Genomic DNA, 23,839 nt, shown 5'->3' on the forward strand with positions numbered 1-23,839 from the left:
ATGGAACGCGCGTGGTGGAAAGAAGCCGTCGTGTATCAGATCTATCCCCGCAGCTTTAAAGACAGTGACGGCGACGGGGTCGGCGATATTCAAGGGATCGTGTCGAAGCTGGACTACTTGCAGGAGCTGGGGGTAGACGTCATCTGGCTCTCTCCGGTTTACAAGTCGCCGAATGACGATAACGGTTACGATATCAGCGATTACTTCGAGATCATGGACGAGTTCGGCACGATGCAGGATTGGACGCAGCTGCTGGACGGCTTGCACGAACGCGGAATGAAGCTGCTTATGGACCTGGTCGTAAACCATACCTCGGATGAGCATGCCTGGTTTGCGGAGTCCCGCTCATCCCGGGACAACCCTTACCGCGACTATTATATCTGGCGCCCAGGTAAAAGCGGGAATATCCCGCCGAACAACTGGAGGTCCTTTTTCAGCGGGTCGGCCTGGAAGTATGATGACACGACGGGAGAATACTATTTGCACCTGTTTTCAAAGAAACAGCCCGACCTGAACTGGGACAATCCGAAGCTCAGGCAGTCGGTATACGAGATGATGACCTTTTGGTTGGACAAAGGCGTGGATGGCTTCCGCATGGACGTCATCAACCTGATTTCCAAGGTTCCGGGACTTCCAGACGACGGGGAGGACGGACTTGGAGACGGCAGCCCTTATTTTATGAACGGCCCGCATGTGCATGACTATTTGCGGGAGATGAACGAGCAGGTGCTGTCGAAATACGATGTGATGACGGTTGGGGAGACACCGGGCGTATCGGTGGAAGAAGCTCTGAAATATACCGGAGCGGACAGGAAAGAGCTGCAAATGGTGTTTCAATTTGAGCATATGGACGTCGATGCGGGAGACGGCGACAAATGGACCGTGGTCCCATGGACGCTGCAGAAGCTGCGCGGCGTACTGCATAAATGGCAGACCGGGCTGGCGGAGGACGGGTGGAACAGCCTGTATCTCAACAATCATGACCAGCCGCGGATGGTGTCGAGATTCGGCAATGACGGTGAATATCGGGTTCCTTCGGCTAAAATGCTCGCTACGCTGCTTCACACCCTTAAAGGCACGCCTTACATTTATCAGGGCGAGGAGCTCGGCATGACGAATATCCAATTTAACAGTATTGAGGACTACCGGGATATTGAAATTTTGAACATGTACGAGGAACGGGTCACGCAGGGAAATGCGGATCCGGGAACGATCATGGAGGCGATTCATGCCAAGGGAAGGGACAATGCGAGAACGCCAATGCAGTGGAACGCCGGGCCTAACGCCGGGTTTACGACAGGTACGCCTTGGATCAGGATCAATCCCAATTACAAGGAAATCAACGCGGAAGCGTCGATGAGCGATCCGGATTCGGTCTTCCGCTATTATCAGCGGCTGATCGCTTTGCGCAAGCAGAATCCCGTGATGGTATACGGGGATTACCAGCTCCTGCTGCAGGATCACGAGCAGATTTATGCGTATACCCGTACTTTGGGCGAGGTGATATGGCTTATCGCTTTGAATTTTTCGGAAGCGGCTGCGATCCTTGAATTTGACGACAGGTACAGCGGCATGAAACGGGAGCTGATCATCGGCAACTATCCCGAAGACGGAATGGAACCCGAGCAGCTGCGCCCTTATGAGGCAAGAGTTTACCGGATGTTCACGTAATGTCCGGTGGCTCAAAGAACTAACTTCTCAAAATATACTCTCGCGATGAAGGAAAGCGTCCCGGCCATGGCCGGGAACTTTTTTTGTTTAGGGGAGAAAAAAATGGCCGGGAATCCCGAAGCATGTCCGTTTTGTCATGGGCTGCTGGATATGATATGTTCGTCCTAACGTATAGGAGGTTGTTAGCCATGAATGAACGTTTGAACCGGCAGATCGAGTTTATCAGGGAAATCGACAAGCTGAAGAAGATCTACCGCCAGTCGTACCTGATGGACAAATCCCGGCACGAAAATGATGCGGAGCATACCTGGCATATTACGCTCATGGCCTGGCTGCTCGAGGAGCATTTGGATCAGCGCAAGGTAAACCTGCTTCGGGTCATGAAAATGCTTCTGGTGCACGATTTGGTTGAAATCGATGCAGGTGACACTTTCGCTTATGACGAGCAGGGCCAGGAGGGGAAATTCGAGCGGGAAATGGCCGCGGCCAAGCGGATTTTCGGGCTTCTGCCCGTGGATCAGCGTGATGAAATGCTGGCCCTGTGGCTCGAATTCGAGCAGAGGGAAACCCTGGAATCGCGCTATGCGGCGGCCATGGACCGGATTCAGCCGCTGCTTCACAATTATTTTACCGGGGGAAAAGCGTGGCAGGAACACGGAGTTACGGCAGACCGCGTCCGGACGCGGATCGTTTTTTTGCAGGAGGACCTCCCGGACCTGTATTCGCTGGTTCAGCACTTGATCGACGACGCGGTCAAACAGGGGTATCTCCGCCCCTGATACCGAATAGAATAAGGGACTTTTCGGTATAGACGGTCCCCGCCAATGTGATAGAATGATAGTAACTGCTAAGCGAACTGCGATCTACATATTACTTGCCTGAACGCAAAAAGGAGAGGGACTAAAGCGATGAAGCTGAGCCAAAATGATACATTACTCTTTATTGGGGATTCCATTACGGATTGCGGCCGCGTCCGGCCGGTCGGGGAAGGCGGCTTCGGCCAGCTGGGCAGTGGTTACGTCGCACAAGTCGACGCGCTGCTGAGCGCGGTATACCCGCAGCTTAACATCCGGGTGCTGAATACGGGAATCGGCGGGAATACCGTCCGCCATTTGAAGGAGCGCTGGGAGAGCGACGTGCTCGACCTGAAGCCGGACTGGCTTTCGATCATGATCGGAACCAACGATGTGTGGCGCCAATTCGACCGTCCGCAGAATCCGGATCAGCATGTGTATTTGGACGAATATGAAGCGACCCTGCGGGAACTGGTACAAACGACACGGCCGAAGCTGAAGGGGCTCGTCCTGATGACTCCATATTACCTCGATCCGAACGTGAACGACCCGATGCGGGCAACGATGGACGTCTATGGTGCCGTTGTCAAAAAAGTTGCCGAGGAATTTGACGCCATCTTCGTCGATACGCAGGCTGCTTTCGACGCGTTGTCGGAGCATGTCTACCTGTCTTCGCTGGCTACGAACTGGGACCGTGTCCACCCGGGATCCCGCGGACACATGACGCTGGCCAGAGAATTTTTGAAAGCGGTCGGCTTCAGCTGGTAAGTTAATATTGAAAAAGTTGCCCTGCCTTCCGATATATAGGTTGAGGTGATACGGATGGCCAAGAAGGGGCAAGTTTTTAGCTCATACAGCCTGGATACTAAACGGAAGGCCGTACATATGCGTCTTCAGGGGATGACCAAAAAAGAAGTGGCGGCCGCATTAGGCATCGCCGACATCGGCCGGTTAAAGGTATGGATGAGGAAATACCGCGAGCACGGGGAATCCGGGCTCATGGATCAACGAGGCCGCTCAAGGGAAACGCTGACGATCGATCGGCCCCTGGCGGAACCGATTCAGCATTAAATTTCGGGGAAGAAGCTCTGATTTGACGGGGCTTCTTCTTTTTTTCACGGGAAGGGCCGGGCCGGAGCACATTTTGCAAATGGGTCTGGATTGTCCATACGTTTGTGCATTTATGACATATGGATAAAATAACCTTACAATCAGCCATATATGCCGTAAAGGTAATCCGAATGGAGGTGTTGTCAGTGCAAAGCCGGAGCGCAACCCACGCCAAAGGCATAGATGTGTCGCATTGGCAGGGCATCATCGATTGGAAGAAGGTCCGCGGCGCGGGATATTCGTTTGCCTTTCTTAAAGCGACGGAAGGATCACGGATCGTCGACGACCGCTTCCGGGCCAACGCGCAGGATGCCAAAAACGCGGGGCTTCTCGTCGGGGCATACCATTTTACCCGTGCGGCCTCACCGGATGATGTCAAGAACGAAGTGGATCATTTTCTTCAGGTGATCGAAAGTGCCGGAGGGCTGTCCGCGTTCAAGCTGCCGTTTGTGCTGGATATCGAAACGAAGGAAGGCCAGACCAAGGCGCGGATCAGCCAGATCGTGAATACGTGGGGAACCCAATTCAAGCAGCGGACTGGCCGAACCCTGATGATCTATACGTTTCCAAGCTTTATCGATTCTTACCTGGATTCGTCGCTCGGTTCTTACCCGCTGTGGTATGCCTATTACAGCAGTGGTACGCCAGCCAACAAGGCGGGTTGGAAAGCTTGGGAATTTATCCAGTATACCAACAAGGGCAAAGTGCCGGGGATCAGCGGCGACGTTGACCTGAATGAGTATAAAGGAAGCGAGGCGGAATTAATGGCAGCATACAGCAATCCAACGCCGAACACCAGCGAAACGGCTCCGCAGTGGAAAGAGTCGGGAAGACAATGGCTGATCGACCAGGTGGGAATCAGTTCCGACTGGAAGGCCGAAGATCCGGTTGATATCGGGACGCTGGGCAGCATTTTGCTCAAGTATACCCAGAATGTCCTGGGCAAGAAGCAATCCTGATTGGTTTAACGTACCCTTCGCGTAAAATAGGCTGTGCTCTCGCCATGAAAATTGGGTCTTTGACCAGACCATGGGGAGCGGGCTTTCATACTATAAGAGTATGAACCCGGAGGGAGGGAATGAAATGAGCGGAGTCGTTGGAGGTTATGGCTGCGGCGTAAATCCTTTCGCATCGACAGGTGCAATTTTGGTCCTCTTTATTTTGTTGGTCATCATTACCCGTTCTTTCTGGATATAACGTCAACTGAAATATAGTTCGCTCACCTGTTTTCGGCGTCCTGCCGTAGACAGGTGGCTTTCTTTGGATGCTATAGCCTGTACATACTTTCAGGCGTGATTCATTTTTGGGCAGCCGGGTATTTGTACTCCAAGAGGTGATGAAACATGGACAAGGAGTACAAGGACCGACAGGAGCCCGTAAATCGTGATGAAAACGAAAAACATGCACGCATGGATCATCCGGAACAGTATGCCACCGAGCGCGAAAGCCTGTTCGACCGCTTCGAAAGCGAACGCAACGTGGATCCGATCCCCGTGGAGGATTTAACCGAAAATATGAAGGACGAGCAGAATAAAGAGCACACCAAAGATTCCTCCTCCAGCGAAAAGAAATACCGGCCGTAACAGTCCGGCTTTCCTTACGGACAGGATCAGAAAAAGAAAAAAGCGCAGGTTCCTCCCCTATAAATGGGACAAGCCTGCGCTTTGCTATGCTCTCGGCTGCAGTCATTTGCTCATGGTGCCTGGTGTTGGCTGATCTGGCTTTTATTTTTTAGGAAGAAAAAACAAGAACTTAAGTTGATTGTAACAAGGACTGTTCTAAGGTACGCGGATCCGCGGCTTTTCTGCTTCGGGTTTAATCTTTGGCACCCATCGTGATCAAATTGAGAAGCACCGTTACGGCACCAAGAATAATACTGGTCCATAATGCGCTTGTATCTACGGAATAAACGAAAGGGAATACGATGAACCAAACTCCGGCAAGAAGCGAAATCCAGTTTTGCCAGGAGCCCCATCCCGAACTGGAGAACGCCCACAATGAGGCGATCAGCTGAACGGCACCGATAATGACGCTGGTCCACAATGCGCCGTTATCGTCAGAGAACCCGAAAATCCAGGGAGCGATAATAAACCAAATGCCAATCAGAGCGACAATCGTGTTGTCTACGCTTCTGAGCTTCATACACACACCTCCGGTTATATATTGCCAACATCAGGATACGTAAAAATCATATGCAAATAATTCCAGTTCATGACCCGCTGCACAAATTAACATCTGGAGTCAATTGGATCCTGGAAAATGGTATCCTTACCCCGGACTCGTTCATTGGCTGAAAGGCGGGATGAAGGAATCGCTATCATCCTGCACACTGCCGAATGGTTCGCGATGGCCGCCAGGTCCCCCGCCGTGTCCTCCACCGGGGCCGCCATAGCCTCCGCCACCGTGATAACCTCCATGACCTCCAATGCCCGGGTAGCCTCCATGGCCGCCAAAACCGTCGTAGTGCCCGCCATGCCCGTATCCCCCGTACCCTCCGTAACCTCCGTATCCGCCAAAATAGGGATATCCGGCATAAGGATAGGGATATGGATAAGGAGAGTAGTATGGATAAGGATAGGGATAAGAATAAGGATAATAGGAATAAGGATAAGGATAATAGGAATAAGGGGATCCAGTAGTTATAGACATTCTAACGCCTCCCATTTTCAACTATGGAAACAGCGTATGCCGGAAGGCGAAAATCGTGATAAGTGCCCTGTAAAAATAGGCGCATGCCCCGTAACCAAACAGTCATCAAAAATTAATACTGGCATAATGCTGTTTTAATGTTTCATTCACAAATGGTTTGTATATTTATATATATAACCCCCTTTGATATATATAGTACGGAATGGACCCTGACAGCCTTGGCGCTGTGACAGGGTCATTTTTTTGCGTAAAACGGGAAATACAAAATATTCCATGGGATGAAATAGATACGGGCTGCGGACTGCATAGGTGATATCTCATTTGGGAAACTTACGATTGAAGTCTTATACCTGGAGGTGAAAATGATGAAGAAGCGTATCGCTGCAGCCCTGCTCACAGCTTGCATTTCCATGAGTGTTGCCGTACCTGCATTTGCGTATGGCAATGGTACTGGCACTGGCACTACGGGAACTACAGGAACATACAGCACCAACAACACAAACGGAACCTATGGCACCAACGGTATGAACAATACTTACGGCACCTACGGTACCAACAACGGATATAACAATACGATCCGTACCAACGCAGCTAATGACAACAACGACATGGACTGGGGATGGCTTGGACTTCTTGGCCTGCTTGGATTGATTGGACTCCGCGGAAGAAACCGCGAGCACTCCTAAGCGACTCGGCATCCCATAATCAAGCAAAAGCACCCTTGCAGATTCTGTGATCTGACGGGGTGCTTTTTTTGATTAGGAACAAACCGCACAAGTGCAGCGCGTTCTGATACAAATACAATCGGAATTTAACCAAATAAAATTGGGCGCCCCTTGCGGGACGCCCTCATGGGAGAGGAGAAACCGGACGAAGAGCTTATGGGGAAACGTAAGCTTACTCCGCGGTTGTCTACGACATTCGTTTGATGTCGATAATTTAAGCATTCCCAGGCAGATTGTTTTTATACATTGCTTTTCCAAAAAAGATGAAAAATCCCTCAAGGGCCATTTTTCAAACTTGCGGGGATTGTGGTACGATATCGTCATAATTGCGTATTCCGCAAAATTCGATATCCCTCGCGATATTCGGGCATGATATGACGCCATAGGATGAAGAATAACGGAATACGGACAAGATCAAGTGAAACTGAGGTTTCATCGATAGAATGGGTGAAAAGCAAGTGAGAGTTGTTTCGGGAAGAGCAAAGGGCAGACCGCTGAAGGCGGTGCCGGGCATGGGTACCCGCCCGACGACCGACAAGGTCAAGGAAGCGATTTTCAGCATGATCGGGCCTTATTTTGACGGAGGGACCGTTCTCGATTTATTTGCGGGAACCGGGGGACTGGCGATCGAGGCGCTCAGCCGGGGCATGGAACGGGCGGTGCTCGTCGACATGGACCCGAAGAGCATTGAGACGATTCGGGCGAACCTCAAGGCGACCAAGATGGAGGGACAAGCGGAAGTGTACCGGAACGATGCGGTCCGGGCGCTGAAGGCGTTGGAAAAGCGGGGGCTGGTCCTGGACGCTGTTTTTCTGGATCCGCCGTACCGGATGAAGAACGGGGACGAGCTCATGCTCCTTATGCAGGACAAGCATATGCTGCGGCAAGGCGCGGTCATTGTTCTGGAGCATGAGTCAGGCTACGAATACCCCGCCGAGTTCGGCTCGTTTACCTGCATCCGGCATGCGGTGTACGGTGAAACGGCCGTATCGATCTATAGATACGAAGAACATACAGCAGATTCGTCAGACGACGATCCGCGGGCAGGAGGGCAAGATGAGCGAAACGAATAGCAAGCAGCGCATTGCCGTATATCCGGGCAGCTTCGATCCGGTGACCATGGGGCATCTCGACATCATCCAGCGGGCCGCAAAGCAGTTTGACGTGCTGATCGTTGCTGTGCTCAACAACCGGAGCAAAAACCCGCTGTTTACGGTAGAAGAGCGGATGGATTTGATCCGGCAGGTAACCGGGCATATCCAGAATATCGAAGTGGACAGCTTCCGCGACCTGACGGCCAACTATGTGCGGCAGAAGAATGCCCAGGCTATCATGCGCGGCATTCGCTCCGTCACCGATTTTGAATACGAGATGCAGATGGCGTCGACCAATCATAAGCTGAACCCGGAGGCGGAGACCGTCTTTATGATGACGAATCCGAAGTACTCCTATCTCAGCTCAAGCATCGTCAAGGAGATCGCAGCCTATCATGGAGACGTGACGGATCTGGTTCCGCCGGAAGTGGAGAAGGCGCTGCGCAGTAAATTTTAACGCCGGACCGTTTTGGAACGACGGGGAACCACAATCAGAAGGACGATTAAGGCGCCGAGGATGGAGGCGAGCAGGAGTCCCTGCCACTTCAGCACCTGGGGCATCAGCACCCACAGATCCTCGATCGGGCCGCGGCTGCCGCTGAACGGGCCGCTCTCGGAATAGACGGGATGAATACGGCCCAACAATGCGGCGAGCGGAGCCCAGGCCAACCATGTCAGGGCAAAGGCATACGCCCCGTGTAGAAGCCGGGTCCAGACCATGGGCATAAGCGGAGCCCCGGTTTTGCGGATCAGGGACATGGACTGCAGCAGGGCGCTGATGCCGCTGAATCCGAGGAGAGCGGACAGAACGGACCACTGCAGCCTACCGGAAGCAAACGCGGCGGCACTGATGTCCCGGGCGCCCAAATGGACTTCGAAGAGGCTTGATAATGCGTAATCCGGAATCGGAAGACGGGCGGTCGTCACCCGGCCGGCAATTTGGATGACAACGGAGAAAATAATGATGTAGCCGCCGATCATCATCAGCACCTGGACGGCATGCGTGACGGAGTCGCCCAGCAGCCGGCCGAAGCTGCGTCCGTCTTTGGCGCGCGCTTCCTCCGCCGCTTGAAGAACGCGGGCAGGCAGCGGGGCAGGCTTGCCTTCAAGCCGCTGCTGCCGGGGCTTGTCTGACGCAGCGGCGGCTCCTTTCGTTCTGACGCGCCGGTGGACGGTCAGATAGGCCAGGATGCCGGCGATCCAATGAACGGCGATCAAGCCGTAGCCCAGGGCCGGATCGTGCATCAGACCGGTGGCTACCACGACGAGAATCATCACCGGGTTGCAGAAGTGGGATAAGGCGGCGAGCTTGCCCGCTTCTTCAGCCTGAAGATTGCCTTGGGCGTGAAGCTGCTGAACCGCCTGGGCACCGCCCGGAAAACCGGTCGTCAGCCCCATGGCCATGACCCAGCCGCCGGTGCCGGGCAGTCGGAACAGCTTCTTCATCAGCGGCTCCAGAAAAGCGCCAAGGGCGCTCACCCAGCCGTACGCGATCAGAATTTCCGACAGGACGAGAAAAGGCAAAAGCCCGGGAAACACGATTTTCCACCATAGGTTCAGGCCTTGAAGGGAAGCCTGAAAAGCGGGGGCAGGGGAACTGACGATACCGGCCACGAGAGCTGCTGCGCACGCTCCCAGCATAAGCGTCATGGCTTTGGGAGAAGGACGATGCGTCGTTTTTTTCATGATTTTCACCTCTTAAGAGTAAACATAGCTAGTACCCAATCTATGCGGGGAAGACAACCATAAGACCAGGGAGCAGGGATGGGAATGAAAGATGGCAACAATAAGAGACGGCCGCGCAGAAGAGAGGGCTTGCGCCTTCTGCTGTACATTTTCGTGGTGGCGGTCATGGTGTATGTGTGCGTATATATGCCGACACCATACATTATTTATCAGCCGGGCAGCGCCAACGAGGTGAAGCCGATGCTGTCGATTGCCAAAGGGGATACGGAGGAGCGCGGAACCTTCATGATGACGACGGTGGCGGCAAGTTACGCCAATATCGCCATGCTCGTCATGTCGGTGTTCAACCCGAACGATGAGGTAGCCAAGAAGCAGGCGAGACTCGGGGATATGAGCGAGGATGAGTATGCGGCGGAGCAGGTCTACATGATGAGCGACTCCCAGTCCTCCGCGATGGAGGCGGCTTACAGAGAAGCCAAGGTGCCGTTCAGCATCGTTCCTGAGTATTTGTTTGTGTTCTCGACGCCGGACGATTCGGTGAACAACAAATACTTCAAGCCCGGAGACCGCATTGAGGAAGTCAACGGCAAGCCTGTCCCAGACAATACGGCGCTCGCCGATATTCTGAAACCGATGAACGTGGGCGATGAGGTCACCGTCAAGCTGCTTCGGAGCGGCAAAACGCTGGAGCAGAAGCTGAAGCTGATTCCGATCAAGGATCAGAAAACGGGAAGCACCCGGGCCGGCCTCGGGGTCACCATAGCGACGATGCAGACGGTCAAGACGAAGGATCCGGGCCATCAGGTCCAGTTCAAGGATACGCGGATCGGTGGGCCTTCCGCCGGTCTTATGTTCTCGATGGAAATCGTCAACCAGCTGACGCCCGGGGATCTGACCAAGGGCTATCGGGTCGCAGGCACAGGCACGATCGACAAGAACGGTACCGTCGGGGCGATCGGAGGCGTCCAGCATAAGATTGTGGCGGCGGACCGGGAGAATGCGGATATTTTCTTCGTTCCGAAGGATAACTATAACGAGGCGAAAGCCAAAGCGGATCAGATTAAAACGAAAATGAAGCTGGTTCAGGTCAGCACCCTCGAGCAGGCGATGGACTATATGAACCAGCTGCAGGCTAAATCATGACCGGCGGCTGCATATAGTCGCGGTACCAATCGTCCGGCGACGGCGCGGCGTACGCGTTCGCATATGCCGCCGCCGCGCGGAGGTCCAGGTCCAGCTGGTCATGGGAGAAGGCGGACGGCTTCATTACCACCGGTAGGGAGGCCGTCCTTTTCATTTGCTTGAGCAGAGCCTGTCCCGTCTTGTTGAATCCCAGGATCCTTAAATAGCCGGGGCCTTCCGCAAGACGCGCAGGAGCGAGCTGCTCCTTCGAGTGCCGAAGCAAAATATGAACCAGCATCCGCTGCAGCTTCGTATGGGTGTAGCGCTTTGTCTTTAAGGCGGCGAGCAGGCCGGCCACATCGGCTCCCGTCAGGGCCGGCAGCAGCTTGCCCAGGCGATGCTCGAGCCCTTCCGTCACTTCGTGCAGGGCTGCGAGCTGCTCGGGAGGCGTGGTGAGCAGCAGATGCAGAAGCGGCTGCCGGAACGATTCCCAGGTGATCGGCCCGCGTCCGGCGGCAAATTCCCGCTTCAAAATGGCGAGCGTCGTTGCCGGCACATACGGAGCGGCCTCGTCAGGGGCCGGGCCGAGCAGCATGCGGCGCACCGCGGTAGCGCTGGCTATATACGTATGCCCCGGCACTTCATCGTGATATCCCGCGTGGATGCGCGGGATGGTGTAGGGGCGCATACGGCTGCCAAGGCGCTCGAGCGCGATCAAGTAATGCAGGCCGAGCGTATGGTTCGGCTTATGGAGCAGCTGGAGAATATCCTCCTTCCAGCCGCCGCTTCCCGCCAGAGCCTCGGCGGCTGCCGCGTAGGCGGAAGGATAGCTCATCCCCTGGCCCAAATAGTGCGCGATATGGCCTTGAAGCTCTTCGCTTTCATGCGCCAGCATGCGGGCCAGCGGCTGCAGCACTTCCAGCGTCCCGCTTTCGGTTCCGAAGCAGACGCTGTCGACGACACCGGTGGCGTTCAGCAGCGCGACGGCCCCGTAGGCAAACCATTCGGCGGGCTGAACGGCATATGCGGCCGGCAGCTCGATTACCAGGTCGGCACCCATGGCCAGCGCCATTTCGGCGCGGGCGTATTTGCTGACGATCCCCGGCTCACCCCGCTGCAGGAACGGCCCGCTCAGCACCGCGACGGCATGCTCGGCACCCGTCACTTCCTTGGCTCTGGTATAATGGTGGACGTGGCCGTTATGTAAAGGATTATATTCGACAATCAGGCCGACTGCGGACATGGTCTTCAGCTCCATCGTTTCATTTTGGGCACCCGTGGTTAACGGCTGTTATAAAATATATCATAAAACGAATGGCATCCAGTCACAATAAGGGGGAACGTAAGGTCAAGGTGAAACTATTGACAAAGTTCCCCGGAAATCGGTATAATAATTTTTGTTTGTTTGGAGTGATGTATATGCACTTTCAATTCAGGAAAATGGCAGCCAGCAGCGAGCCGCTGCAGCTCCGTCAGCAAGTGGATGTAAGTCCGCTGCTTAAGGGACTGGGTGACATTAAGGCCGACGGGCCGCTCACAGCGGAACTTACAGCCTCGTATGTCGGTCCCGATACAGTGGTTGTTCAAGGCGAGTTATCCGTACAGCTGGACATGTCCTGTTCACGCTGTCTGACACCGGTGCATGAGCATTTGGATATTCCATTCCACGAGCAGTTCAAGCTTAAGAAGCAGCCTGAGGAAGCCGAGGACGAAGAAGATGAAACCATATATGTGGACAACGAGACTGTGGAGCTCGTCCCTTATGTGGAGGAATCCTTTATCCTAAATCTTCCGATGACCGTCGTGTGCAAGGAATCCTGCAAAGGCCTGTGCCCTACGTGCGGAAGAGACTTGAACGAAGGTGCCTGCGGCTGTAATAATGAAGTGGTAGATCCACGGCTTGCAGCGCTAAAAGACTTTTTCAAATGAGCATGAATGCATTCCTCCGGGCCCTTCGGGACCCCGGTTGATTGAAATAAGGAGGTGGGAACATGGCAGTACCTCAACGGAGAACGTCCAAGACACGTCGTGACAAGCGTCGTACTCACTTTAAACTGGCAGTGCCGGGCATGGTGAAATGTGAACAATGCGGAGAATTGAAGCTTGCTCACCACGTATGCAAAGTGTGCGGAACGTATAAATCAAGAGAAATCATTTCGCAGTAATGCCAAAAACAATCAAGTAGTACTTCATCTTTGGTGAGGTGCTATTTTTTTTGTCACTTTCTTTTTAACCCGTCATGCTTTATACTACATTAGTACCAGGTTCTAATGAAAACTGTCCGGATTGATTCTTTTTTCCTGTGAATTCTATTGACGAACTTCATAGACTGTTTGTGTTCCACATTCATGGACGGACAAGACATGACAGGGAGGTGCCTCACATCGAACGGTTGCCCAAGAAGCAGCGGCATCAGCAGCTTTTGAAGATTATCGAACAAAATCCGTTTGTGACCGACCGCGAACTGACGCGGGAGCTGAAGGTCAGCATTCAGACGATCCGGCTTGACCGGATGGAGCTAGGCATCCCGGAACTGCGGGAACGAATGAAGCAGATGGCAGAGCACTCCTATGATCAAGTTCGCTCCTTGCAGCTTGATGAGGTTGTCGGGGATGTCGTGGATCTGCAGCTGGATAAGAGCGGCATTTCCATTTTTGAAATACGGGAAGAGCATGTGTTCACCCGAAACCATATCGCCCGCGGACATTATGTGTTCGCCCAGGCCAACTCACTGGCAGTTGCTCTCATTAACGACGAGATTGCCTTGACCGCATCGGCAGACATCCGGTTTCTGCGGCAGGTTCATCTGGGAGAGAAGTGCATCGCCAAAGCTTATGTCCGGTCTATGGCCGGCCAGAAGGGGAAGGCCAAGGTTGAGGTGTTCACGTATGTGGGCGAGGAAATGGTGTTCCAGGGGAACTTTCTGATATACAGATCGACGGGCGAGGATAACAGCGAAGGAGGAGTACAGTATGCGGATCGCCATTGATGCCATGGGCGGTGACCATGCGCCGGAGTGCAACGTGGAAGGAGCTTTGGCTGCCGCCGCCGAATGGAAAGATACGCAGATCGTTCTGGTCGGGAACGAGCAGCGGTTGCTGCCGCTCCTGAAGCAAGGCGGAGGGACGGTTCCCTCCAATCTGACGGTCCATCATGCGGGTGAAGTGATCGAAGCCGAGGATGAACCGGTCAAGGCCGTCCGGCGCAAGAAGGATGCTTCCATGGTCGTGGCGGGACGGATGCTGAAGGAGAAGCAGGCGGAAGCCATGATTTCGGCAGGCAACACGGGAGCGCTGATGACGACCGGATTGCTGGTTGTCGGACGGATGGAAGGGATTGAGCGTCCGGCTCTGGCTCCTATGATCCCGACGCTTGACGAAGCCGGCGTGCTGGCCCTGGATCTGGGCGCGAATATGGACGCAAAGCCCGAGCATCTGGCGCAGTATGCGCTGATGGGCAGCCTTTATCGCGAGAAGGTGATGGGCGTGAAGAATCCACGGGTCGGCCTGCTGAACGTGGGCACCGAGCCAGGGAAGGGGAACGAGCTCACCAAGCTGGCGTTCCCGCTGCTGCAGGAGCTTCCGATCAACTTCATCGGCAACGTGGAAGCCCGGGATATTATGCTCGGGAGCTGCGACGTCCTCGTGTGCGACGGATTTGCCGGCAATATCTTGCTGAAGGCTGTGGAAGGAACGGCCGGCGCGATGTTCAAGCTGCTGAAGGAGCAGTTCACCCAGAATATGCGCAGCAAGCTTGGGGCCGCCCTGCTTATGCCTCAGCTGCGTAATTTGAAAGGCAAGCTGGACTACAAGGAGCACGGGGGCGCCCCTCTGCTCGGCCTGAGCGGACTTGTCGTCAAGAGTCACGGCTCGGCGGACGGCAACGCCATCAAGAACGCGGTCCGGCAGGCCCGCGTTGCACTGCAGAATCAACTGGTTGAGAGTATATCCAAGGAAATCAGCGGGAAGTGAGTGACAAGAGAATGGAAAAATTACGTTCAGTAGGCATCATCGGCACAGGCAAATATGTTCCTGAGAAAATATTAACCAACAGAGATCTGGAAAAGATGGTGGAGACGAACGACGAATGGATCGTCTCCCGCACCGGGATCCGCGAGCGGCATATCGCTTCTCCGGAACAAGCGACTTCGGACCTGTGTTATGAAGCGGCCCTGAAGGCGCTGGAGTCCGCCGGGATGTCGGCTGAAGAGCTGGACCTGATCGTTGTCGCAACCATCACCCCGGATACGTTCTTTCCATCAACGGCCTGCATTCTGCAGGACAAGCTCGGCGCCAAGCAAGCCGCCGCGTTCGACCTGTCCGCTGCCTGCTCCGGCTTCGTCTACGGACTTGCGACGGCGAGCAATTTTATCAAGACCGGCATGTACAACAACGCTTTGGTCATCGGCGCCGACACGCTGTCGCGGATTACGGATTATACCGACCGCAACACCTGCGTGCTGTTCGGTGACGGCGCGGGAGCCGTCATCCTGGGCGAAGTTCCCGAAGGCCGGGGATTTCAGTCCTTTGACCTCGGAGCCGAAGGGGCCGGCGGTACGCTGCTGAAACTGGAAGCTGGCGGTTCCAGACTGCCGGCGTCCCAGGAGACGCTCGAAGGCAAGAAGCACTACATTTATATGAACGGGCGCGAAGTGTTCAAATTTGCGGTCCGTGTTATGAATACGGCTACGGAAGACGTCCTGCGCAAGGCCGGCAAAACGAAGGCCGATATCGACCTGTTCGTGCCGCACCAGGCGAACATCCGTATCATTCAGTCCGCCATGGAGCGCCTCGACCTTTCGCCGGATAAATGCGTCATCAACGTAGATAAGTACGCCAATACGTCGGCGGCTTCCATTCCGCTCGCGCTGGTGGAAGCGGCAGAGGAAGGACGGATGAAGGAAGGCGACTGCGTGCTGATGGTCGGCTTCGGCGGAGGATTGACCTGGGGCGCATCCGTGCTGATCTGGTAATCATATGATTCATCTTATGTGAATGATCAATCGATAGCTTACGAAGTGAATTGGCTTAGTCAAGCAATACAATAGAAGCTTTGCATCAAGAAGTATACGAGAGGAGCCTGAGCAATGGGGAAAGTTGCGTTTGTGTTTCCCGGACAAGGGGCCCAATCCGTCGGAATGGGTAAAGATTTCTATGATGCGGTTCCCACTTCCCGCCGCATTTTCGAAAGTGCGGACGAGGTGTTGGGATTCCCGATGACGAATATGATTTTTGAAGGTCCGGACAGTGAGCTGAAGAAGACCTTCAATACGCAGCCTGCGCTCCTGACGGCCAGCGTTGCGGCGTTCGAGGCGGTTCGCGAACAAGGCGTTACTCCTGACTTTGTCGCCGGACACAGCCTGGGCGAATACAGCGCCCTGGTGGCTTCCGGCGTGCTGAGCTTTGAGGATGCGGTAGGAACGGTCCGGGCGCGCGGCGAATTTATGGAGCAGGCGGTTCCGGGCGGACAAGGGGCCATGGCCGCCGTGCTCGGTGCCGAACGCGAAGCGCTGGCCGAGCTGTGCCGCAGCATCACGGCCGAAGGACATCTCGTGGAGCTGGCCAACCTGAACTGCCCGGGGCAGATCGTCGTCTCCGGCTCGAAGGAGGGCGTCGCCCTTGTGGGCGAGCGCGTGAAAGAAGCCGGAGGAAAAAGAGCGATTCCGCTTGAGGTAAGCGGACCTTTCCATTCCTCGCTGATGAAATCGGCTGCCGAGAAGCTGGGCGGGAAGCTTCAGCCGCTTCACTTCGATGAACCGGCCATTCCCGTGATTGCGAACGTGACAGCCCGTCCGGCCGCTTCTGCGGAAGAAATCCGCGGGTTGCTGGTGGAGCAGGTATACTCTCCCGTGCTGTGGGAGGATACGGTGACCTATCTCATCTCCCAAGGGGTGGATACGTTTGTCGAGATCGGTCCCGGAAACGTGCTGACCGGCTTGATCAAAAAGACGGATAAATCCGTCAAGCTGATTAACGTAAGCAGCCTGGACAGCCTGGAGACGCTCAAGGCCAGTCTTGAACAATGATTACGCAATAAACTTTGGGTATACTCTAGGAAAGGAGGAATGGGCATGTCTAAGCCTTTACAGGGACAGACAGCACTCGTTACCGGCGGCTCCCGCGGGATCGGCCGCAGCATCGCGCTTGCGCTGGCCGAAGCCGGGGCTAACGTAGCCGTCAACTATTCAGGCAGCGAAGCCGCCGCCAAGGAGGTTGCGGAGCAGATCCGTGCGCTTGGCGTGGAGGCGATCACCGTTCAAGGCAATGTCGGTAAAAGCGAACAGGCCGAGGATCTTGTTAAAGAGGTCGTTGCAGCGTGGGGCAAAATCGATATTTTGGTCAACAATGCGGGGATTACCCGGGATAACTTGCTGATGCGCATGAAAGAGGAAGAATTCGATCAGGTGATCGAAACGAATCTGAAGGGCGTGTTCAACTGCCTGAAGGCGGTCAGCCGTCCGATGATGAAGCAGCGCTACGGCCGGATCATCAACATTTCATCGGTCGTCGGCGTTCTGGGCAACGCCGGGCAGGCCAATTACGTCGCCGCCAAAGCGGGGGTAATTGGCCTAACCAAATCGTCTGCGCGTGAGCTCGCCTCGCGCGGCATCACCGTTAACTGTGTCGCACCAGGTTTTATTGATACCGATATGACACGAGAGCTGCCTGAGGATCTCCGGGCGAAGATGCTGGAAGACATTCCGCTCGCCCGCCTCGGACAGCCTGAAGAAATTGCCAAAGTCGTGGTTTTCCTAGCGACGGAAGGGGCATCCTACATGACAGGGCAGACGCTTCATGTGGATGGCGGTATGTATATGTAATACCGGAAATCTAGGAAAAACAGCGAGATAACCGTTTTCATTGCCTCTATGGCATTTTGAAAACTTTTCTCGTATAATACCAAAGAGGAGGTGAACCGGATGTCCGATGTATTGGAGCGTGTAAAACGCATTGTCGTCGATCGCTTGGGTGCTGACGAAGCCGAGGTTACACTGGAAGCATCTTTTAAAGATGATCTTGGTGCTGATTCTCTCGACGTTGTTGAACTGGTGATGGAATTGGAAGATGAATTCGATCTGGAAATCTCTGATGAAGATGCAGAGAAAATTACGACCGTAGGTGAAGTTGTAAACTACATACAATCTCATACCTAAGTCATTTGATAAGTCCCGTACTGCTCTTACAGGCGGGACTTCTCCTCATTTTCCAAGTGAATCGGCTTTACAAATAGGATAATTGATTTTGCAGATGCTGTTTATATAGAGGTGAACTTATTGATGCACAGAGTGGTTGTTACCGGGATGGGTGTTGTTACGTCACTGGGCCACGATTTGGACACTTTCTGGAATAACCTGATGGAAGGCAAATCCGGTGTGTCTCAGATCGAATCCTTTGATGTCAGCGACTACCCAACACAGATTGCCGCTTCGGTGAAAGACTTTAATCCCGAGGCGTTTATGGACCGGAAGGATGCGCGCAAGATGGACCGATTTGTCCAGTTTGCCGTTGCCGCCGGCAAATCGGCCCTTGAGCACAGCGGGCTGGATATTCAGAAGCACTCCGATCCGAACCGGGTGGGCGTATCCATCGGTTCCGGCATCGGCGGTCTCGGAACATGGGAAGACCAGCATAACGTTTTGCTGGAGAAGGGACCGAAGCGGGTCAGCCCGTTCTTCATCCCGATGATGATTGCGAACATGGCCTCCGGCCAATTGTCGATCATGCTGGGGGCCAAAGGCCCGAACACGACGCCTGTGACGGCATGTGCGACCGGATCGCACGCTATCGGCGACTCGTACAAGCTGATCCAGCGCGGCGATGCCGACGTGATGATCTGCGGCGGAGCTGAAGCGACCATCCGGCCGACGGGAATGGCCGGCTTTTGCGCTATGCGCGCCATGTCCACCCGCAATGACGAACCGGAGAAAGCGAGCCGTCCGTTTGACACCGGCCGTGACGGATTCGTCATGGGTGAAGGTGCAGGGATTCTCGTTCTGGAATCGCTGGAGCACGCGCAAAAACGCGGGGCCAACATTATCGCCGAAGTGATCGGCTATGGGCTGAGCGGCGACGCTCACCACATGACCGAGCCCGATCCGGACGGACCGGCGCGCTGCATGTCTATGGCGATGCGCGATGCGGGCATTCAGCCGGAGGACGTGGACTACATCAACGCGCATGGCACGTCGACGCCGGTTGGAGACCGTTCCGAGACGATCGCGATCAAGAAAGCGCTGGGAGACCATGCATACAAGGTTGCGGTCAGCTCGACGAAATCGATGACGGGCCACCTGCTGGGAGCCGCTGGCGGCGTTGAAGCGGTCATTTGCGGCCTGTCGCTGCAGAACCAGATGCTGGCGCCAACCATTAACTTGGACAACCCGGATCCGGAATGCGATCTGGATTATGTTCCGAACGTTGCACGAAAGGCTGATTTGGACGTTGTCATGTCTAACTCTTTTGGATTCGGCGGCCACAACGCCACTGTAATCCTGAAGAAATTCGAGCAGTAAGGGGACGATTTGTTGAGTGGAGATCTGAAGCAGTTACAACAGAAACTTCAAATCCAATTTCACAATCGGCTGCTGTTGAAGCAGGCTTTTACCCACGCTTCCTACGTCAATGAGCACCGTTTCAGCCAGCAGCAGGATAACGAGCGCCTGGAATTTCTGGGCGACGCCGTGCTGGAGCTGACGGTTTCCGAGTATTTGTACAACCTGTTTCCGAACCGGCCCGAAGGAGAGCTGACCAAGCTGCGTGCGGCGATCGTCTGCGAACCGTCGCTGGTGAAATTTGCCGAGCAGCTGGAGTTCGGGCAGTACGTTCTGCTGGGAAAAGGTGAAGAGCTGACCGGCGGGAGAACCCGCCCGGCCCTGCTTGCGGATGTGTTTGAATCGTTTGTAGGAGCGCTGTACCTTGACCAAGGCCTGGAAGCGGCGCGGGCGTTTCTGGACCGCTACGTGTTCCCGCTGCTGGAAGAGGGCGGCAAAGTGCACATGAGCGATTTCAAGACAGAGCTGCAGGAGCTGACGCAGCACCATAACATGGGCGTTCTGGAGTACCGGATTGTGGAGGAACGCGGTCCGGCGCATGAACGCGAGTTTGTCTCCGAGGTGTATATGGGGAATGAGCGTGTGGGAAGAGGATCGGGCCGCTCGAAGAAAGAGGCGGAGCAGCAGGCTGCGGCCGAAGCGCTGAAGCAGCTGAAGCTGGCCGGTAACGGCTCCCTGTAAAGCATGGACAAACAAAGAGCAAAGAGCAGTCGCCTTTCGGATGGATGGCAGGAAGAGCCTTCAGACTGCTTTTTGCTCTTTATTCATTGGGAATATGCTTGTCCTCGCAAGCTGCAATGTTGTGGTATTATTAGGTTTAGAGGTGATTGAGGGAATATGTTTTTAAAACGGATCGAATTAGCCGGTTTCAAATCGTTTGCCGACAAAACGGAAATGGAATTTGTCCGCGGGATTACGGCTGTCGTCGGTCCCAACGGCAGCGGCAAGAGCAACATTTCCGACGGCATCCGCTGGGTGCTCGGCGAACAGAGCGCCAAGTCGCTGCGCGGGGGCAAGATGGAGGATATTATCTTTGCGGGAAGCGATGCGCGCAAAGCCGTCAATTTCGGCGAGGTGTCGCTGACCCTGGATAATGAGGATCATGCCCTGTCCCTCGATTTCAACGAGGTGACTGTGACGCGCCGTGTGCACCGCAGCGGAGACAGCGAATATTTTATCAACAAGCAGTCCTGCCGCCTGAAGGACATCACAGAGCTGTTCATGGACACAGGCATCGGCAAAGAGGCATATTCCATTATCGGTCAGGGCCGGATTGAGGAGATTTTGAGCACCCGGTCCGAAGACCGCAGAGGTATTTTTGAAGAGGCATCGGGCATCGTTAAATATAAATCCCGCAAAAAGGACGCCGTCCGCAAGCTGGATGAGACCGAGCAGAATCTGGTTCGGATCCACGACCTGGTCGTTGAGCTGGAAGATCAGATCGGCCCGCTGAAGGAGCAGTCCGAGAAGGCGATCCACTATAAGCAGCTGCGGGAGCAGCTGAAGCATAAGGAAATTTCGCTCTACGTGTACCAGATCGAGCAGATTCATGCTGCCTGGAGCGAAGCGAACGCCAAGCTCGCCGTGCTGCAGGAAGAACAGCTTCAGCTGTCCACCGTCGTGTCGGCGCATGACGCCAAGCTCGAGAGCGACCGCGCCCAGCTCCGCAAGCTGGAGGAAGAGGTGGAGACGCTGCAGGGCGAGCTGCTTCAGTACAGCGAGGCTTATGAGAAAAGCGAAGGCTACGCAGAGGTGCTCCGCGAACGCAAGCGGAACCTGGAAGCGAACCGGGAGCAGCTGGCCGGGTCGCTGACGGCAGGGGACGAGAGATTCGAAGACCGCAAAGCGGAAATCGACCTGCTGAAGGCCAAGCTGGAAGCTTCGCGGGACGAGCTGAAGGCGCTTCGGGATCAGCTGTCGGCCGAAGAATCGAAGCTGGCCGGCGTGACTGGAGGCATCAGCCAGCAGCAGGAAGAAACGTTAAAGGGTACGCTGCTGGAGCTGATGAACCAGATGGCGCAGACCCGCAACGAGATCCGCTATGCGGACCAGCAGCAGGAGGCGCTCTCCCGCCGGATGAACCGCGCCGCGGAGGAAACCGGCAAGTGGGAAACCCAGAAGGAGGAGCTGCTGAAGCGCAAGCAGCAGCTGGATTCGGCCATCGAGAAGCTGGGCGGGGAAATCCGCGAGCTGCGCGGCGGGTACATAAGCGAGAGCGAGCGGTATCAGTCGCTGCAGCGGCTTCTGGACGAGAGCCAGGGCACGCTCCGCAAATGGGAGCAAAAGCGCGAAGCTCAGGTATCCCGCCGGGATACGATGAAAGAGATGGCCGATGATTTTGACGGCTTTATGCTGGGCGTCAAGGAAGTGCTGAAAGCGTCCCGGCGCTCCATTCTGTCCGGCGTGCACGGGGCTGTGGCCGAGCTGATCCGCGTGCCTGAGAAGCTGGAGCTGGCGATGGAAACCGCGCTCGGCGCATCCCTTCAGCATATCGTCATGGATAATGAAGCGGTCTCGCGCCAGGCGATCTCCTTCCTGAAGCAGCGGCAGCTCGGCCGCGCGACCTTCCTGCCGCTCGACGTCATCCGGCCCCGCAACATTTCGGGGGGTGACCGCTCGATGGTGGAAGGCGTGGAAGGCTTCGTCGGTATCGGGGCCGACCTGGTGCAGTTCGACGGCCGGTATGCACCGGTCGTCGGCAGCCTGCTCGGCAACGTTATCATCGCCGAAAGCCTGGAAGTGGCGAACCGGATTGCCGCCAGATGCCAATACCGCTACCGGGTCGTCACGCTGGAAGGCGACGTCGTCAATGCCGGCGGTTCGATGACAGGCGGCAGCCAGCATAAGAAGAACAGCAGCCTGCTCGGCCGCAAGCGCCAGCTGGACCAGCTCGATCAGGAGATCAACGATACGGAGGTTCAGCTGCGCAAGCTCCGCCAGAGCATTCAGGAGGTCAAGGTTCAGCTGACCGAAACACAGGCCAAGCTGGACGAGCTGCGCCAGTCCGGCGACGAGAAGCGCATCGAGGAGCAGCGCTTGTCCAGCGACCTGAAGCAGCTGGAGCATGAGCTGCGGCATGTGCTGGAGCAGGTGGAAGTGGCCGATCAGGAGAAGACCGGCTTTAACGAGGAGAACAAGGAGCTTGAGGAAGCCCGGGCGAATGCTGTCAAGAAGCTGGCCGAGCTGGAGGAAGAAGAAAAGGCGACGCATCAAGCCATCCAGGCTGCCGAATTTGCCCGCAAGGCGAGCGAATCGGCGAAGGAGGAGCTGCAGAGCCAGCTTACCCAGCTTAAAGTCAGGGAAGGCAAGCTGGATCAGGAATGCTTCTCCTTGGAAGAGCAGTTAAAACGAATGCAGAGCGAATTCAATTCGCATGATAAAGAGCTGCGCCAGACGAAGACGCTGCTCGCTTCGATCGAGGCGGATCTGGAGACGAACGCGAAGGAATCCATTCAGCAGATCGAAGATTTGAACCGGTACCGGCTCAAGAAGGAGCAGGCATCCGAGCAGCTGGACTTCAAGCGGGCGGCCCGGACGCAGCTGTCTAAGAAGCTGGAGCTGGAAGAGAGCGAAACGAAAGAGCAGCGGACGCGCCTCAAGGCCGTGGAGGATCAGCTGCGCCAGACCGAAATCGGCGTGAACCGGCTTGACGTGGAGCTGGAGAACATTCTGAAGAAGCTCAGCGACGATTACGAGCTGAGCTACGAGCTGGCCAAGCAGCGCTATCCGATTCCGGAGGACGTGCCTGCGGTCCAGACCGAGGTGCGCGAGCTCAAGCGGGGCATCACTGCGCTGGGCGATGTCAACCTCGGCGCGATCGAGGAATATCAGCGGGTCAACGAGCGGTACGAATTCCTGAATGAGCAGAAGCAGGACCTGGTTGAAGCGAAGACGACGCTCTATGAGGTCATCCGTGAGATGGATGAGGAAATGTCGAAGCGGTTCAAGCAGACCTTTGACGCCATCCGCCGCGAGTTCGGTACCGTCTTCGTGAAGCTGTTTGGCGGCGGCCGGGCGGATCTGGTGCTGCTGGATCCGGAGCATCTGCTCGAGACCGGCATTGACATCGTGGCCCAGCCCCCGGGCAAAAAGCTGCAGAACCTGCAGCTGCTCTCCGGCGGGGAAAGGGCGCTGACAGCGATGGCGCTGCTGTTTGCGATTTTGCAGGTCAAGCCGGTGCCGTTCTGCGTGCTGGACGAGGTCGAAGCCGCGCTCGACGAAGCGAACGTGACGCGGTTCGCACAGTATCTCCGTGAGTTTTCCGAGCAGACCCAGTTTATCGTCGTGACCCACCGCAAGGGAACGATGGAAGAAGCCGACGTCCTGTACGGGGTTACGATGGAAGAGGGCGGCGTATCGAAGCTGGTGTCTGTGCGGCTGGAAGACGACGAAGCGGAAATTGCTTAAGCATATTCAACCTTAGAGATGGAGGAGACC

The 23,839-nt window shown here is 55.4% G+C and carries 26 protein-coding genes; 22 read left to right on the forward strand and 4 right to left on the reverse strand.

Translation table 11 applies throughout. The features are described 5' to 3' along the window. The 7 genes from ABID47_RS13150 to ABID47_RS13180 all read left to right on the forward strand — a co-directional run bounded on the left by ABID47_RS13150 (position 1) and on the right by ABID47_RS13180 (position 5,158). On the forward strand, positions 1–1,671 hold the full coding sequence (locus ABID47_RS13150) for a glycoside hydrolase family 13 protein (protein ID WP_354497344.1): 1,671 nt from the start codon (positions 1–3) through the stop codon (positions 1,669–1,671). A gap of 188 nt (positions 1,672–1,859) precedes the next feature. Continuing rightward, positions 1,860–2,450, forward strand: a complete 591-nt coding sequence (locus ABID47_RS13155) for an HD domain-containing protein (RefSeq protein WP_354497346.1) — start codon at positions 1,860–1,862, stop codon at positions 2,448–2,450. A 129-nt stretch (positions 2,451–2,579) separates the two neighbouring features. Next, entirely contained in the window at positions 2,580–3,233 is a 654-nt protein-coding gene (locus tag ABID47_RS13160) for an SGNH/GDSL hydrolase family protein (protein ID WP_116231287.1), read from the forward strand. Between the two features lie 54 nt (positions 3,234–3,287). Continuing rightward, positions 3,288–3,536: a helix-turn-helix domain-containing protein gene (locus tag ABID47_RS13165; protein WP_116231286.1), complete on the forward strand. Its 249-nt coding sequence runs from the start codon at positions 3,288–3,290 to the stop codon at positions 3,534–3,536. 185 nt (positions 3,537–3,721) lie between these two features. After that, a complete protein-coding gene (locus ABID47_RS13170; RefSeq protein ID WP_251674501.1) occupies positions 3,722–4,534 on the forward strand; it encodes a glycoside hydrolase family 25 protein in 813 nt (270 codons plus the stop codon). Positions 4,535–4,658: 124 nt separating this feature from the next. Beyond that, positions 4,659–4,772 carry a sporulation protein YjcZ gene (locus ABID47_RS13175; protein ID WP_192714767.1) on the forward strand — a complete coding sequence of 38 codons (114 nt, stop codon included), beginning with the start codon at positions 4,659–4,661 and terminating at the stop codon, positions 4,770–4,772. Positions 4,773–4,918: 146 nt separating this feature from the next. Beyond that, positions 4,919–5,158 (forward strand): hypothetical protein, encoded by a 240-nt coding sequence (locus ABID47_RS13180; RefSeq protein WP_145022011.1) that lies wholly within the window; start codon positions 4,919–4,921, stop codon positions 5,156–5,158. A gap of 232 nt (positions 5,159–5,390) precedes the next feature. On the opposite strand, the gene ABID47_RS13185 is transcribed toward ABID47_RS13180, so the two are convergent. Both ABID47_RS13185 and ABID47_RS13190 read right to left on the reverse strand, forming a co-directional pair. Further along, positions 5,391–5,717: an SPW repeat protein gene (locus ABID47_RS13185; RefSeq protein WP_105443685.1), complete on the reverse strand. Its 327-nt coding sequence runs from the start codon at positions 5,715–5,717 to the stop codon at positions 5,391–5,393. 141 nt (positions 5,718–5,858) lie between these two features. Further along, positions 5,859–6,224, reverse strand: coding sequence for a hypothetical protein (locus ABID47_RS13190; RefSeq protein ID WP_354497350.1), 366 nt, complete (start codon positions 6,222–6,224; stop codon positions 5,859–5,861). Between the two features lie 362 nt (positions 6,225–6,586). Here ABID47_RS13190 and ABID47_RS13195 point away from each other — a divergent pair, with 362 nt between their 5' ends. From ABID47_RS13195 to coaD, 3 genes are all read left to right on the forward strand, one after another. Next, positions 6,587–6,910, forward strand: coding sequence for a WGxxGxxG family protein (locus ABID47_RS13195; RefSeq protein WP_234489603.1), 324 nt, complete (start codon positions 6,587–6,589; stop codon positions 6,908–6,910). 497 nt (positions 6,911–7,407) lie between these two features. Beyond that, entirely contained in the window at positions 7,408–8,022 is a 615-nt protein-coding gene (gene rsmD, locus ABID47_RS13200; protein ID WP_354497353.1) for a 16S rRNA (guanine(966)-N(2))-methyltransferase RsmD, read from the forward strand. Continuing rightward, positions 8,006–8,500, forward strand: a complete 495-nt coding sequence (gene coaD, locus ABID47_RS13205) for a pantetheine-phosphate adenylyltransferase (RefSeq protein WP_116231281.1) — start codon at positions 8,006–8,008, stop codon at positions 8,498–8,500. The genes rsmD and coaD overlap by 17 nt, the downstream gene beginning before the upstream one ends. On the opposite strand, the gene ABID47_RS13210 is transcribed toward coaD, so the two are convergent. Continuing rightward, a complete protein-coding gene (locus ABID47_RS13210) occupies positions 8,497–9,729 on the reverse strand; it encodes a nucleoside recognition domain-containing protein (protein WP_354497355.1) in 1,233 nt (410 codons plus the stop codon). The two genes, coaD and ABID47_RS13210, sit on opposite strands and share 4 nt — an antisense overlap. 84 nt (positions 9,730–9,813) lie before the next feature. On the opposite strand from ABID47_RS13210, the gene ABID47_RS13215 reads away from it, so the two are divergent. Further along, the gene (locus tag ABID47_RS13215; protein WP_354498730.1) at positions 9,814–10,872 is read left to right on the forward strand and encodes a SepM family pheromone-processing serine protease; all 1,059 of its coding nucleotides are present in this window, start codon (positions 9,814–9,816) and stop codon (positions 10,870–10,872) included. On the opposite strand, the gene ABID47_RS13220 is transcribed toward ABID47_RS13215, so the two are convergent. After that, the gene (locus ABID47_RS13220; RefSeq protein WP_251674510.1) at positions 10,862–12,094 is read right to left on the reverse strand and encodes a nucleotidyltransferase; all 1,233 of its coding nucleotides are present in this window, start codon (positions 12,092–12,094) and stop codon (positions 10,862–10,864) included. The genes ABID47_RS13215 and ABID47_RS13220 overlap by 11 nt on opposite strands. A 176-nt stretch (positions 12,095–12,270) precedes the next feature. On the opposite strand from ABID47_RS13220, the gene ABID47_RS13225 reads away from it, so the two are divergent. The 11 genes from ABID47_RS13225 to smc all read left to right on the forward strand — a co-directional run bounded on the left by ABID47_RS13225 (position 12,271) and on the right by smc (position 23,809). Then, positions 12,271–12,780, forward strand: a complete 510-nt coding sequence (locus tag ABID47_RS13225) for a YceD family protein (RefSeq protein ID WP_354497357.1) — start codon at positions 12,271–12,273, stop codon at positions 12,778–12,780. Positions 12,781–12,842: 62 nt separating this feature from the next. After that, a complete protein-coding gene (rpmF, locus tag ABID47_RS13230) occupies positions 12,843–13,016 on the forward strand; it encodes a 50S ribosomal protein L32 (RefSeq protein WP_036645943.1) in 174 nt (57 codons plus the stop codon). Positions 13,017–13,243: 227 nt separating this feature from the next. Continuing rightward, positions 13,244–13,840: a transcription factor FapR gene (fapR, locus tag ABID47_RS13235; RefSeq protein ID WP_076168257.1), complete on the forward strand. Its 597-nt coding sequence runs from the start codon at positions 13,244–13,246 to the stop codon at positions 13,838–13,840. After that, positions 13,824–14,822: a phosphate acyltransferase PlsX gene (gene plsX, locus ABID47_RS13240; RefSeq protein ID WP_354497360.1), complete on the forward strand. Its 999-nt coding sequence runs from the start codon at positions 13,824–13,826 to the stop codon at positions 14,820–14,822. Before fapR ends, plsX begins: the two co-directional genes overlap by 17 nt. An 11-nt stretch (positions 14,823–14,833) precedes the next feature. Then, positions 14,834–15,823 carry a beta-ketoacyl-ACP synthase III gene (locus ABID47_RS13245; protein ID WP_354497363.1) on the forward strand — a complete coding sequence of 330 codons (990 nt, stop codon included), beginning with the start codon at positions 14,834–14,836 and terminating at the stop codon, positions 15,821–15,823. Between the two features lie 114 nt (positions 15,824–15,937). Further along, positions 15,938–16,876: an ACP S-malonyltransferase gene (fabD, locus tag ABID47_RS13250; RefSeq protein WP_354497365.1), complete on the forward strand. Its 939-nt coding sequence runs from the start codon at positions 15,938–15,940 to the stop codon at positions 16,874–16,876. A gap of 45 nt (positions 16,877–16,921) precedes the next feature. Continuing rightward, entirely contained in the window at positions 16,922–17,671 is a 750-nt protein-coding gene (fabG, locus tag ABID47_RS13255) for a 3-oxoacyl-[acyl-carrier-protein] reductase (RefSeq protein ID WP_076168247.1), read from the forward strand. Between the two features lie 99 nt (positions 17,672–17,770). Then, a complete protein-coding gene (acpP, locus tag ABID47_RS13260; protein WP_019638123.1) occupies positions 17,771–18,004 on the forward strand; it encodes an acyl carrier protein in 234 nt (77 codons plus the stop codon). Between the two features lie 120 nt (positions 18,005–18,124). Then, positions 18,125–19,363: a beta-ketoacyl-ACP synthase II gene (gene fabF / locus ABID47_RS13265; protein WP_116231276.1), complete on the forward strand. Its 1,239-nt coding sequence runs from the start codon at positions 18,125–18,127 to the stop codon at positions 19,361–19,363. A gap of 12 nt (positions 19,364–19,375) precedes the next feature. Continuing rightward, positions 19,376–20,083, forward strand: a complete 708-nt coding sequence (rnc, locus tag ABID47_RS13270) for a ribonuclease III (RefSeq protein WP_076168242.1) — start codon at positions 19,376–19,378, stop codon at positions 20,081–20,083. A gap of 156 nt (positions 20,084–20,239) precedes the next feature. Next, positions 20,240–23,809: a chromosome segregation protein SMC gene (gene smc, locus ABID47_RS13275; RefSeq protein WP_251674516.1), complete on the forward strand. Its 3,570-nt coding sequence runs from the start codon at positions 20,240–20,242 to the stop codon at positions 23,807–23,809. Positions 23,810–23,839 lie beyond the last annotated feature (30 nt).

The organism is Paenibacillus favisporus, from assembly GCF_040545415.1.
GTDB lineage: Bacteria > Bacillota > Bacilli > Paenibacillales > Paenibacillaceae > Paenibacillus_AQ > Paenibacillus_AQ favisporus.